At 69.0% G+C, this 12,328-nt stretch carries 10 protein-coding genes and 1 pseudogene; 4 read left to right on the forward strand and 7 right to left on the reverse strand.

Annotated elements, in window-relative coordinates; translation table 11 throughout:
• Positions 1 to 3: 3 nt before the first annotated feature.
• Both AC1DOC_RS13695 and AC1DOC_RS13700 read right to left on the reverse strand, forming a co-directional pair.
• On the reverse strand, positions 4 to 336 hold the full coding sequence (locus tag AC1DOC_RS13695) for a TrbC/VirB2 family protein (protein ID WP_478129936.1): 333 nt from the start codon (positions 334 to 336) through the stop codon (positions 4 to 6).
• Positions 333 to 902 (reverse strand): hypothetical protein, encoded by a 570-nt coding sequence (locus AC1DOC_RS13700; RefSeq protein ID WP_478079949.1) that lies wholly within the window; start codon positions 900 to 902, stop codon positions 333 to 335. Before AC1DOC_RS13700 ends, AC1DOC_RS13695 begins: the two co-directional genes overlap by 4 nt.
• A 245-nt stretch (positions 903 to 1,147) precedes the next feature.
• On the opposite strand from AC1DOC_RS13700, the gene AC1DOC_RS13705 reads away from it, so the two are divergent.
• A complete protein-coding gene (locus AC1DOC_RS13705; RefSeq protein WP_478129937.1) occupies positions 1,148 to 1,936 on the forward strand; it encodes a ParA family protein in 789 nt (262 codons plus the stop codon).
• Positions 1,933 to 2,832, forward strand: coding sequence for a ParB/RepB/Spo0J family partition protein (locus AC1DOC_RS13710; protein WP_015865861.1), 900 nt, complete (start codon positions 1,933 to 1,935; stop codon positions 2,830 to 2,832). Before AC1DOC_RS13705 ends, AC1DOC_RS13710 begins: the two co-directional genes overlap by 4 nt.
• A 54-nt stretch (positions 2,833 to 2,886) precedes the next feature.
• Here AC1DOC_RS13710 and AC1DOC_RS13715 read toward each other — a convergent pair whose 3' ends face one another.
• Positions 2,887 to 3,870: a helix-turn-helix domain-containing protein gene (locus AC1DOC_RS13715; protein WP_015865860.1), complete on the reverse strand. Its 984-nt coding sequence runs from the start codon at positions 3,868 to 3,870 to the stop codon at positions 2,887 to 2,889.
• Between the two features lie 398 nt (positions 3,871 to 4,268).
• On the opposite strand from AC1DOC_RS13715, the gene AC1DOC_RS13720 reads away from it, so the two are divergent.
• Positions 4,269 to 4,817 carry an autoinducer binding domain-containing protein gene (locus tag AC1DOC_RS13720; RefSeq protein ID WP_478129938.1) on the forward strand — a complete coding sequence of 183 codons (549 nt, stop codon included), beginning with the start codon at positions 4,269 to 4,271 and terminating at the stop codon, positions 4,815 to 4,817.
• Here the strand turns inward: AC1DOC_RS13720 and AC1DOC_RS13725 are convergent.
• The 4 genes from AC1DOC_RS13725 to AC1DOC_RS13740 all read right to left on the reverse strand — a co-directional run bounded on the left by AC1DOC_RS13725 (position 4,794) and on the right by AC1DOC_RS13740 (position 9,570).
• Positions 4,794 to 5,456, reverse strand: a complete 663-nt coding sequence (locus AC1DOC_RS13725) for an acyl-homoserine-lactone synthase (RefSeq protein ID WP_478079811.1) — start codon at positions 5,454 to 5,456, stop codon at positions 4,794 to 4,796. The two genes, AC1DOC_RS13720 and AC1DOC_RS13725, sit on opposite strands and share 24 nt — an antisense overlap.
• A 187-nt stretch (positions 5,457 to 5,643) precedes the next feature.
• Positions 5,644 to 6,507 (reverse strand): DMT family transporter, encoded by an 864-nt coding sequence (locus AC1DOC_RS13730; protein ID WP_478079810.1) that lies wholly within the window; start codon positions 6,505 to 6,507, stop codon positions 5,644 to 5,646.
• The gene (pabB, locus tag AC1DOC_RS13735) at positions 6,500 to 8,824 is read right to left on the reverse strand and encodes an aminodeoxychorismate synthase component I (protein WP_478129939.1); all 2,325 of its coding nucleotides are present in this window, start codon (positions 8,822 to 8,824) and stop codon (positions 6,500 to 6,502) included. The genes AC1DOC_RS13730 and pabB overlap by 8 nt, the downstream gene beginning before the upstream one ends.
• Before the next feature lie 227 nt (positions 8,825 to 9,051).
• Positions 9,052 to 9,570 (reverse strand): Lrp/AsnC family transcriptional regulator, encoded by a 519-nt coding sequence (locus AC1DOC_RS13740; RefSeq protein WP_478129940.1) that lies wholly within the window; start codon positions 9,568 to 9,570, stop codon positions 9,052 to 9,054.
• A 92-nt stretch (positions 9,571 to 9,662) separates the two neighbouring features.
• On the opposite strand from AC1DOC_RS13740, the pseudogene AC1DOC_RS13745 reads away from it, so the two are divergent.
• Positions 9,663 to 12,328 (forward strand): annotated as a pseudogene (locus AC1DOC_RS13745) (indolepyruvate ferredoxin oxidoreductase family protein); the annotation flags it as partial.

Consider the following 12,328-nt stretch of genomic DNA (forward strand, 5'->3'; position numbering starts at 1 on the left):
CCTTCAGACCCCGAACAGGCCCCGGATCCAGGACACGATCTGCGGGCCGCCGAAGACCAGCACGGTGCCGATCACGACCGCGACCATCCACCACCAGCTCAGACGCCCGAACCAGGCCATGGCGCYGGAGACCATCACGGCGACGGCGGCCAGCGGCGTCAGGATGGCGACGAGTTGCTGCTGGGTCGCGTTCGCACCGGTCGCGAACGGGCTCCCCGCCCAGGCGACCTCGGTGGGGGCGGCGGCGATGAGCCAGGCGATGAGCAGCCATCCGATCCATCTGACATGGATGCCGGCTGCCGTTGCGGGCCGGATGTGGATCGAGCATGCGGTCATGGCGTTACTCCGTTGGGCTTGGGGGCTGATTCCGCGGGCGCTTGCACAGGTGGAGACGCAAGAGAAAGTGAAGCAGGCGATTCAATGCGCCGGCCGCTGCCGTAGACGTCCCACCACGGTGCCGGCACCACGCGCTTGCCAGCGGCGGAAGGGTGCTTGGCGGCCTGAACGGCCATGGGCCTGACCGCCGTAGCCTGGGCAGCGGCATGAGTGGCCGAAGCGATCTCCCGCCGGAGGGCCGCGATGTCGCCGAGCGTGCGGTCGCGCTGTTCCTCGGCCTCGGTCGCTGCCTTCAGGTCGGATGCTGCGAGCCGCTCGGCCTTGCGGCGCAAGAGACCTTCCAATTGCGCTTCCGACTTCCTGAGCTCCTCGCGAAGGATCTCGATGCGGTCGTTGTCGCGCGCCGCCTGCGGCTGTGGTCCGAGGCCCTGCGATGCGCTGGACCGCGCTTGTGCCCACAAGGGGCACGCGTGTGCCATCAAGCCGGCGAACATGAGCATGGAAAGCCAGGCTGAGCGTCGGCCTTCATCGGTCGCATGCCAGCGTTGAGTGTCGTTTGCTTGCATGGAGCGCAATGTCCGCCTCTGCCCGTGCGTGTGTCGACTATTGTTTTTGACAGTGGTGTCGCAAAGCGCGAGGCGGCGATATTTCGTGGGCGACGCGGCAGGGCGGTTTGCTCGTGGGCCAGTGAGGCGGCTCCGCCGCTGTGGGGGGGACGAGCCGCTGTTGCAAGTTGCAGCGGCTGCCCCCGAAGGTGCGCCGCTCGGGTGTGATGGACGCGCGTCCCGCGCCGAAGCCTGAGGAGCAAGTCATGGGCAACGTGGTCATCTTCGGCAACCAGAAGGGCGGCGTCGGCAAGTCCACGCTGGCGGTGCTGTACGCATGCTGGCTGGCCGATGTGCGACGCCGGTCGGTGTGCGTGATCGATCTGGACGCGCAGGCGAACAGCTCGAAATCACTGAATCAGTCCTCGGCAATCGCCGAAGCGGTGGAACTGTTCGGTCCGGATCTGGGTCCGATCGCCCCGCCGCGTGAGCGGACCATTGCGCTGGCGGCGGGCAGCAGAAGGCTGGCCGACGTCGAACTCGCGAGGGCGGACCTCGTGATTCCTTTGTTCCGCGGGAATGTGAGGCGCCTGGCGCAGGATTTCGACGCGGTCGTGATCGACACGCCCCCGGCGCTGGGCTTGCGCATGAGCGCGGCGCTGATTGCCGGCCATGCGGTGGCGTGTCCGATCGAGCTGGAGGAGTACAGCATCGACGGCGTCGCCGACATGCTCCGGACCGTCTTCGGGGTCAGGCGGCGCTACAACCCGCAACTGCGGATGGCGGCCATCGTGCTGAACCGGTTCAATCCGCATTCGCTGCGGCAGAAAGCCGCGATGCAGGACCTGGCCTTGAACTTCCGGGAGTTCGTGATACCGGCGCGGATCTCGACCCGTTCGGCCATTCCCGAGGCGCTGGCCGCGGGAGTGCCCGTGTGGCGGCTGCCCAAGAGCGCGGCACGCGAGGCGAGCCTCGRGGTGATGCGGGTGTTCGAGTTGCTGCAGCAACGCATCGAGGGCTCGGACGCGCCGATGCCGGCGGATACGCAGGCATGAAGGCGCCCGACGGCCTGGACCTGAGTGCGTTGTCGCAGTTCAGGGCGGCCGATCTGCTCACGGGCGAAGCCGCCCCTGCGGGCCCGGGCGCACCGACGCAGGTGGCGCTCGAACGCATCGACTTCGACCCCGACCAGCCGCGCCGCCGCATGCGGGGCGAACGCATCGAGGAACTCGCCGAATCGATCCGCGAGCATGGCGTGCTGGAGCCGGTGTCCCTGCGCTGCCATCCCGAGCACGCGGACCGGTACATCGTCAACCGCGGCGAGCGCAGGGTGCGCGCGGCGCGCCGGGCCGGCCTGTCCTGCGTTCCGGCGTTCGTGGACGCGCGGGTCGATCCCTTCGCGCAGGCAGCGGAGAACCTGCACCGCGAGGACATGTCGCCATTCGATCTGGCCGTCTTCATCGCGGAGCGGGAAGGAGAAGGCCATTCGCGCGCCGAGATCGCGCGCCGGCTGGGCAAGCCGCGTTCCTTCATCACCGAGGCCGCGCGGCTCAACGAGGCACCCCCGCAGTTGCGCGAAGCGGTGGAGGAAGGGCGGCTCGGCGCGGATGTGCGGGTGCTCTACCAGTTGGTGGCCGTCGCGCGAGAGCGCCCGCAGGAACTCCAGGAACTGATCGCGCGGGGCGGCCCGAACGGACGTGGCCGGACCAGGAGTCGCCCGCAATCGCTCGGGCCCGCCGGCGGCTCGGCGGCGGCGCCGCCCGGAAACGGGATTCCGAGGGTCATCAGCGGCGGCCGCACGGTGCTGGTGGTCGAGCATGGTGGACGGCGCGGGTCCTTGCGCATCAAGGCGAAGGACGGCAACGTTGGCGAGGTCCGCTTCGGCGACGGCACGCGCGCCCTGCTGCCGCTGGCGGAGCTGCGGCTGGTGTGCTGGGCCACGGAGGAATAGCAACGCCGGCGCTGGCCAGCGCGGCTCGACACCCGGTGATGGGACAGGGTCCTGCTAGGCCGCGCCGGCAGCTTTCATCGCCGCGTGGCGGCGCCGGTATTCGCGCGGCGTCATCTGCAGGTCGCGAACGAAGGCTCTTCGCATCACCTCCTGGGATCCGTAGCCGCACTGCGCGGCGATGGCTTTGAGGGGGCGTGTGCTCGTCTCGAGCAGGCGACGGGCGGCGCCGAGGCGGATCTGCTGAACGCCACGCCCGGGCGAGAGACCCGTCGCGCGTTCGTAGAAACGCGCGAAGGAGCGCGTGGACATGTGAACCTCCTGTGCCAATCGGGCGACGCTGAGCTTCTCCTGCAGATGTGCCGCGATCCACTGGTGCAGCACGCCGATGCGCGCGTCGGGCGCGGGCGCCTCGAGCGGCAAGCGGCGACGGCGTGACATGCCGCAGCGACGGCCGCGTGGTCCGGGCATGCGCAACGCAAGCGTCTCCACGAACGCGGCGCCCCGGTCCTCCTCGATCCAGGACAGCGCCAGATCGGCGCCCTGGCCCGGGTCGATCACGCGCCAGCTGCGCGTTCTCATGCCGGCCGCGAACAGGTCCGGTCCCTGCCCGCCACAGCGCAGCGCCGGCGGTGCGGTGCGCCCCTGTCGCCGCACGACGCGGGCCTCCGGCACAGGCGGCAGCAATGCCTCGGCGCCCAGCACGGCGCAGCGGCTCAGACGCCGCCGGTTCCTGGAGAGCCATTCGCGCAGGCGCTGCACGCCTGTCGCCCCGACCGCGCCCGGAACAGGTTCGCCGGTGATGAAGAGCGTGCTCGCCCGCCCGGCCAGCCGGTGCGGCAAGGCACCCGTCGACAGTGCCACACCGCTTGAACTCAGGGTTTGGCCGCCTGCGGCGGAGGCCAGCCGAACATCGTAGCCGGCGAGCTTGTTGTTGCGCGTCCGGCGCAAGGAGGCATTGGCGGCTTTGAAGACCTCGAGCATGCGGATGACGTCGAGAAGAAGGAAGCCGGGAAGCAGCAGGAGCCAGACCTTGTGCATCGTGAGAAGCCAACGTAGGGGGATCGATCCGCAATCTCCCGACCCTGGGCCGCACCGCGCCAGTGCGCGACGGCAGGCTCGCGAAATTGGCAGAAATGGTGGTGAATTTTGCCTCCGGGCCCCGCGAGGCGCTCCTAGACTGTCGCCCCCGTGCCTCCATCACGCGCTGAACGACCGCCACGCGCACGCCGCGGGCAGGCGCAGCACGGGTCGGTGCAGGCGGCTTGGCCGCCTGCCGGGCTGCGCCGCGGCAATGTCGACCGCGTCCGCGAATAAGGTGGGGGCGCCGACGACGCAGGAAGTGCACCTATGAACGAGTGGACCCAAGACGTTCTCGGTCGGTTGGACGAGGCCAGCGAGCCATCCCAGGTGTGCCCTTCACCCGGCCGAAGACTTTGATGTTCAGCACCTACGATGAGCGATGGAGCCGCCGCTACATCAGTGCCGGATATCTCCAGGTGGATCCCACGGTCGCCCACGGCGTGCACAGCGGGACGCCCGTGATCTGGAGCAACGAAGTCTTCCGGGACGCGCCGCAGATGTGGGACGAAGCGCGCTCCTTCGGCCTGCGCGTCGGCTGGGCGCAATCGGTCTTCGAGCCCGACGCACGGGTCGGGATGCTGTCGCTTGCCCGCTCGAGCGAACCGCTGACGGCTGCGGAGATGCGCGCCAAGGACCTCCTGTTCCAGGGGCTGGTGAATAAGGCCCACCGCGCGTTCTGCCGGCTCCTGGGCGGCCCGCTCGCGGGGATCGAACCGCTGACGAAGCGGCAGGTGGAGGTGCTGCGCTGGACGGGCGACGGCAAGACGAGCGACGAAATCGCGGCCATCCTCTGCATCTCGAAGCCCACGGTCGATTTCCATCTGAGGAACGCAATGGCGAGATTGGGTGCCGCCACCAAGAGCTCGGCGGCGGCGTCGGCTTCACGTCTCGGACTCCTGAACTGAACGGGTGGCAGCGGCCCCTTCGCCCGCAGGTCGGCGGGCGACTCGGCCGAGCCCGTCGGCATGGCGGGCCTGGCGCGGACACCAGCTTTTGTCCACGTCGATGAGGCAGGCGAACAGAAGCTGGCCGTCGACCCGCACTGGTGGTGCCGCGCGGTGCGCGGACAGGCCCGTGCGGCGCAGGATGCGCTCGATGCCCAGGGGCGAGGCGCTGATGAGCCGTCGTCCGCCCTCCTTGGCGACAGTCCGCATCGCGGCGCTCAGCATGTCCAGCGCGAGCGACCATCCATGCGGATCCCCGCCGATCCCGAGCCGCGTGCCGTCGCCGGCGGCGAATCGCGACAGTTCCCAGATATCGGGCGAGCACGGGGCCGGCGTGTCGCCGAGCAGCTGCGGGAAGAGGCTGGCCAGAAGATAGGGCCGGTGCGTGGGCAACAGGCGGCTCGTGCCGATGATCTCGCCGTCCGGATTGCGTGCGATCAGATAGACAGTGTCCTTCCGGTCGAATTCGTCGAGTTCCAGCCGGCCGCGCGTATGGAGCTTCCAGCCCAGTTTCTCGACGAAAATCTCGTGCCGGTAGCGTGCCATGTCGAACAGCACGTCCGCCGAGAAAGTATCGATCGTTCCCGCAATGATCTCCATGAGGTCACCTCGTTGAATGAGGCCGCATTACAGCCTGATGACACACACCGGGGACACTGTCAGAGTTGATAGGGCCGGCGGTTGGCGGCCTTCGTTTTTTTGGGGCGGTCGCCCTCGCAGACTGCTGTCGTGGGGCAGATCGGTTGTCGGGGCCGTCGCGCCGCAGGCGAGAGCCGAGGCGGTTCACTCACGGACGGCGCGCCGCCCGGATGGTGAAGGCACCGGCCGCGACAATCAGGACCACGCCGGCGGCGGCTTCGAGGCGCGGCATGTCGCCCCAGATCGCGTATCCCAACAGCAACGCCCAGAGGATCAGGCTGTAGCGAAAGGGCGTGACGACCGAGAGATCGACGCCGCGGCAGGCCACGATGAGCGCGTAGTTGCCCAGTGCCGCACAACCCGCCGCTGCCGCGAGCATGCCGAGCTCGTGGCGCGTGAGCGGCGCCCAGCGTTCCACGAGCCCCAGCAGCAGGCCTGCCAGACATACGGCGAGCGTGGTCGCCACGGCGATGACCGACGACGGGACCGTGGCGGGAATGCGCCGCGTCACCAGGTCGCGCGCGGCCAGCGAAGCGGCACATAGCAATGCGCAGGCGAGGCCGGCCGCAGGGACCTCGGACCGCGCAGACGGCTGGATCACCAGCAGGACGCCGGCGAATCCCGCCACGGTGGCGAGCAGCCGGCCTCCGTGCCAAGGCTCCCATCGCAGCGCCATTGCAGTGGCGGCAATCATCAGCGGCGCGGTCATCATGAGCGTGCTGACCGTGGCGAGCGGCGCGAGCGACAGGGCGACGACGGAGCTGAGGGCGGTCGTGATCTCGAGCCCGCATCGCACGCCGACGATCGGCCGCAATGCCGTGCGCCAGCCAGCGCGCGTCCCGCGGGCGAGGGCCAGGACAAAGAGGGTGGCGAAGGCGCCGCGCACGGCCAGGACCTGGCAGGGCGGGAGGCTCTGCGCTGTCAGCTTCACGAAGACATCGTTGAGCACGTAGCAGCCCATGGCCACCAGCATGAGCAGGATTCCGCGGCGGTTGGCCGCTGCGCTAGCCATTGCCGGACGCAGGTGGTGACCGCGTAGAAGGGCTTTGCGGAATCTCGGGCGCGGACGGCGGCTCGAGGGGCCCCGGAACACCGGGATCGCCCGCGGCACTGGCATCCGGCGCCATCCCCGGCCGCGGACCGAGCGGTGCGCCGCAACGCCTGAGGACGTCCCACAGCGCCTGCGCCTTCAGAACGATCTCCTCGACCTCGGCGTCCGGATCGGACATGGCGACGATGGCGCCTCCGGCGCCGATGGAGACGCGGCCGTTGGCCGACACCAGGGTGCGGATCACGATGTTGAGCTGCGCTGCGCCGTTGAGCGATAGGTAGCCGATGCTGCCCGAGTAGATGCCGCGGGCCGCCGCCTCGAGTTCGTCCAAGATCTTCATCGTGCGCACCTTCGGCGCACCCGTCATGGAGCCGCCGGGGAACGCGGCGCGGATGCAGTCGACCGCTCCGAGGTCCGCGCGCAGCCGCCCCCGGATCGTGCTGACCAGCTGGTGCACGGTGGCATAGGTCTCGACCGCGAACAGGCTCGGCACGTGAACGCTGTCGATCTCGCAGACCCGGTTGAGGTCGTTGCGCAGCAAGTCGACGATCATCAGGTTCTCCGCGCGGGTCTTCTCGTCGGCGACCATGGCGTCCGCGATCGCCTGGTCCTCGGCCGGCGTCGCGCCGCGCGCCGCGGTGCCCTTGATGGGCTTCGATTCCACATCGCCGGCGCTGGAGATGTGCAGGAAGAGTTCGGGCGAGGCGCACAGCACGGCATAGCCGCCGATGCGCAGGTAGGCCGCATAGGGGGCAGGGTTGTGCCTGCGCAGGATCCGGTAGATCTCCAGCGGATGGACGCGCCCTTCGCCGACCAGTTGGTTCGTGAGGCAGACCTCGTAGGTCTCGCCCTGCAGGATCTCGTGCTGGCAGCGCAGGATCAGCTCCCGGTAGATCGCGAGGTCGATCCGCCAGGCCAATGGTTGCAGATCGCGGGCCGCGGCCGCGCTGTCGTCCGGCGCGGTCGCCGGTGCGCCTGCCAGCCGCGCGCGCATGGTCTGCATCCAGCGGCGATTCTCATTGGACGGCACGGCCTCATCCAAGCAGACGATCCAGACCTGTTGCTCGGCGTGATCGAAGGCGAGGAAGCGATCGGCGAGGATCCACATCGCGTCCGGGGTGTCTGCGTCGTGGGCATGCGTGCCGTCCAGCTCCCGCTTGAGCTCATAGCCGAAGTAGCCCACGAAGCCGCACGCGAAGTCGAAGGGGAGCGGGGGACCCGCAGGCGGCTGGCCCGGCAGGTGGTCGCGCAGGTAGTCGAAGATGCTCTCGTCGCGCACCTGGACGACGTCGCCCCGGCGCACCATCAGTTCGCGCGGGGCGGTGCGGTAGTTCAGCACCTGGGCACGCGGGCCGCTCGCGTCGCCCATGAAGGAAAAGCGCGCCCGCCCGGGCTCGGCGAGGCTGCTGTCCAGCCAGAAAACGCAGTCGCGCTGTGCGAACGTGCGCATGAACACGGCCTCGGCATCGGCTGCGGTGTCGATGCACTCCGCGTGCAGCGACAACGCCTGCGGGCCTTCGAAACGCAGCGCGGGTCCGAAGCGATCCCGTGCCTCGCGCCGGGGCGTCTGTGCGAGCCACTCCAGCGTCAGGTCCCTGAAGTTGCGCAGCAGCCGTGCGCCGAATTCGGTGCAGATCGACTCCGGATGGAACTGCACCCCCCACCAGGGCAGGGAGACGTGACGCAGTCCCATCAATGTGCCGTCGGACGTCCAGGCGAGCGGCTCCAGGGATGAGGGCAGCTGCGTGACTGCGAGCGAGTGGTAGCGCACCGCCTCGAAGCGGTCCGGGATGCCGGCGAAGAGATCGCGCTGCGCGTGCGAGATGCGGTCCAGGCGTCCGTGCATCGGGCGCACCGCCAGGTCGACACGGGCGCCGCAATGGTGGGCGATGGCCTGGTGGCCCAGGCACACACCGAGCACGGGTTTGCGCGAACGCTGCAGTGCGTCCGCCGAGATGCCGAGGTCGGCGCGCCGCTGCGGACGTCCGGGGCCCGGCGAGATCACGATGTTGTCGAAGTGCATGCGCTCGACCTCGTCCCAGTGCATCTCGTTGTTGCGCAGCACGATCGGGGCCTCGCCGTTGCAGGCCGCCAGGTACTGGTAGAGGTTGTAGGTGAACGAGTCGTAGTTGTCGATCAACAGCGTGCGCATGGAAGGCTCCTCGGCGGAAGGCGGGCCCATGCATCGTTGAAGAATCGAACGGTTGTCGCCACTGCGCAATGTGCTAGTTGCGCAGGCCGACAGCGCCTGTGCAAGCAGCGCGTTCGCCGCCTGCATGTCCGGGTCGTGCGCTTTTCTGGGATGTTCCGGTCCATGCGCCGGCCTTCTGAGGAGAGGAGGGCGAGCGTCAGGGGCCCTGCAGCTTGGGCGTCGACACCGTAGGAATGCGCGGGCCGGGTGGGCGACTGGCGGTCTTGTGCAGGCGCGAGTTCAGATGCTCCGCTGCCAAAGCCCGTGATGAGCCGATGCGCAACGGCGTTGCGCTTGCCGGCCGAGCACGCCGCCTAGCGCCGCGAAGCCCCCGGTCCCGCCTTCGCGCCGAGCAGGTGGCCCAGCGGCAGCGCTACCTCCGACTTGATCTCGCGCAGCACGATGCTCGAGCGCACGTGCGTCACGCCCGGCAGGCTGAAGAGCACCTCGTGCAGAAAGCGCTCGTAATGCTTCATGTCCGGCACGGTCACGTGGAGGATGTAGTCCGCGGGCCCGGTGGCCGACACGCATCGGATGATCTGCGGGCTCGCGGCCACCACCTCCTCGAAGCGCTGCACCATCRCCTCGCTGTGGCGGTCGAGGTTCACCTCGGCCACGGCCGAGACGTGCAGGCCCACCAATTCGGGGTCGACACGCGTGGTGTAGCCGCGGATCACGCCGGCGGCCTCCATCTCCTTGATGCGCTTCCAGCAGGGCGTGGGCGAGAGCCCGACGGCCTCGGAAATCTGCTGCACGGTTTGCCGCCCGTCATGCTGCAGCGCAGAAAGGATCTTGAGGCAATGCTCGTCAAGAGAAACAGGATCAACGTTCATCGCGGTTCCCGAGAGGATTCTTCTTCAAACAAGGGTCTGCGCGAGTGTATTGAAGAAACACTTACTCGGGGTGCGGCAGAACAATTCCGGGCATGAACGCCCCCCACAAGACGACCTCACTCCAGCGGCCCGGCTACCAGCTTTCCGACAACCTCTGGGCCGATGCCGGCGCCGTCTTCATCACCGGCACGCAGGCGCTGATCCGCATCCTGGCGATGCAGAAACAGCGCGACGCGGCGCGCGGCCTGCACACGCAGGGCTTCGTCAGCGGCTACCGCGGCTCACCGCTGGGCATGGTCGACCAGGCCATTTGGAAGGCCGGCGACCGCTTCAAGGAGGCCGGCATCCGCTTCGTGCCCGCGGTGAACGAGGAGCTCGCGGCCACGCAGGTGCTCGGCACGCAGCGTGTGGAGTCCGACCCCGAGCGCACGGTCGACGGCGTCTATGCGATGTGGTACGGCAAGGGGCCGGGCGTGGACCGCGCGGGCGACGCGCTCAAGCACGGCAATGCCTACGGCTCGTCGCCGCACGGCGGCGTACTGGTGGTGGCGGGCGACGACCACGGCTGCGTGTCGTCGTCGATGCCGCACCAGAGCGACCATGCCTTCATGGCATGGCGCATGCCGGTGATGCAGCCCGCGAGCGTGGCCGAGTACCTGGAGTTCGGCCTGTATGGCTACGAGCTGTCACGCTATTCGGGCGCGTGGGTCGGCATGGCGGCGTTGTCCGAGATCGTCGAGAGCGCCGGCACGGTGGATCTCGGTGCGGTGAACGCGCGCGTGTCCGCCTGGGAAGACGCCGATGCCGTGCGCGCCGCCACCGGCCACCGCCCGCCGGCGGACGGCCTGCACTACCGCTGGCCCGACCTGCCGTCGCTGCGCATCGAGTCGCGGCTGGAGGACAAGCTCGCGGCCGTGGCCGCGTTCGCGCGGCGCAACAGCATCGACCGCCACGTCATCGTGAGCCCGCACGCCAGGGTGGGCATCGTCACCTGCGGCAAGGCGCACCACGACCTGATGGAGGTGCTGCGGCGCCTGGAACTCTCGCCCGCGCAGCTCGCGCGCGCCGGCGTGCGGCTCTACAAGGTGGGGCTGAGTTTTCCGGTCGAGCAGACGCGCCTGAAGGACTTCGCGCGCGGGCTCGACGAGATCCTCGTCGTGGAAGAGAAGGGGGCGGTGGTCGAGACGCAGCTGCGCGACATCTTCTACAACGCCCCCGCCGACGCGCGCCCGGTGCTCGTGAGCTGCGCCCCTCGCGCCTCATCGAGCTGGTCGCGCACTGGCTGGCCGCGCACTTTCCCGACAACCGCGACCTGGGCGACCATCTGCAGCATGTGCGCGACTTCACGCCGCCCGAGCTGCTGGGCAATGCGAGCGATGCGGTCAAACGCCTGCCGTACTTCTGCGCCGRCTGCCCGCACAACACCAGCACCAAGGTGCCCGAAGGATCGACGGCGCGCGCGGGCATCGGCTGCCACTTCATGGCCAACTGGATGGACCGCAGCACAGCCGGCCTCATCCAGATGGGCGGCGAGGGCGTCGACTGGATCTCGCACGCGATGTTCACGAAGACGCAACATGTGTTCCAGAACCTCGGCGACGGCACCTACTACCACTCGGGCTACCTGGCGATCCGCCAGGCCGTCGCGGCCAAGGCGACGCTCACCTACAAGATCCTGTTCAACGACGCGGTCGCGATGACCGGCGGCCAGCCGGTCGACGGGGTCATCAGCGTGGATGCGATCGCGCGGCAGGTGGAGTCGGAAGGCGTCACCAAGGTGGTGGTCGTGAGCGATGCCATCGGCAAGTACGGCGCCATCAAGAACCGCTTTCCGCACGGCACCGAATTCCATGACCGCGCAGCGCTCGACGAGGTGCAGCGCCGCCTGCGCGAAATGACCGGCGTGACCGTGCTGATCTACGAACAGACCTGCGCCGCTGAGAAGCGCCGCCGTCGCAAGAAGGGCGAGCTGGCCGACCCGCCCAAGCGCCTCTACATCAACGAGGCCGTGTGTGAAGGCTGCGGCGACTGCACCGTGCAGAGCAACTGCGTGGCCGTGCTCCCGCACGAAACCCCGATGGGCCGCAAGCGCAAGATCGACCAGACCAGCTGCAACAAGGACTATTCCTGCGCCAAGGGCTTCTGCCCGAGCTTCGTGGGCGTCGCCGGCGGCAAGCTGCGGCGCAAGAGCGGGGCGCTGGCGGTCGGGCGCGATGCCTTCCTGCACCGCGTGGGCGCGCTCGCGCACCCCGCGCCGCACGCATGGACCGGCCCCTACGACCTGCTCGTGACCGGCGTGGGCGGCACTGGCGTGGTGACGGTGGGCGCGGTCATCGCGATGGCCGCGCACCTGGAGGGCAAGTCGGCCAGCGTGCTCGACTTCATGGGTTTCGCGCAGAAGGGCGGCTCGGTGCTGAGCTTCGTGCGGCTGGCCGATGCACCCGAGCGGCTGAACCAGGTGCGCATCGACACGCAGCAGGCCGACGCCATCCTGGCGTGCGACGTGGTGGTGGGTGCCTCGGCCGACGCGCTGCAGACCGTGCGGCACGGGCGCACGCGTGTGCTCGCGAACATCCACGAGATTCCGGTGGCCGAGTCGCTGCGCAACCCCGATGCCGAGCTGCACGTGGACCTGCTGCTCGAGAAGATGCGCTTCGTCGCGGGCGAGGCACAGGTCGAAACCTTCGACGCGCAGAGCCTGGCCGAGGAGTTCCTCGGCGACACGCTGGCCGCGAACATCGTCGCGACCGGCTATGCG

Source organism: Variovorax sp. 01T439_2 (assembly GCF_056398445.1).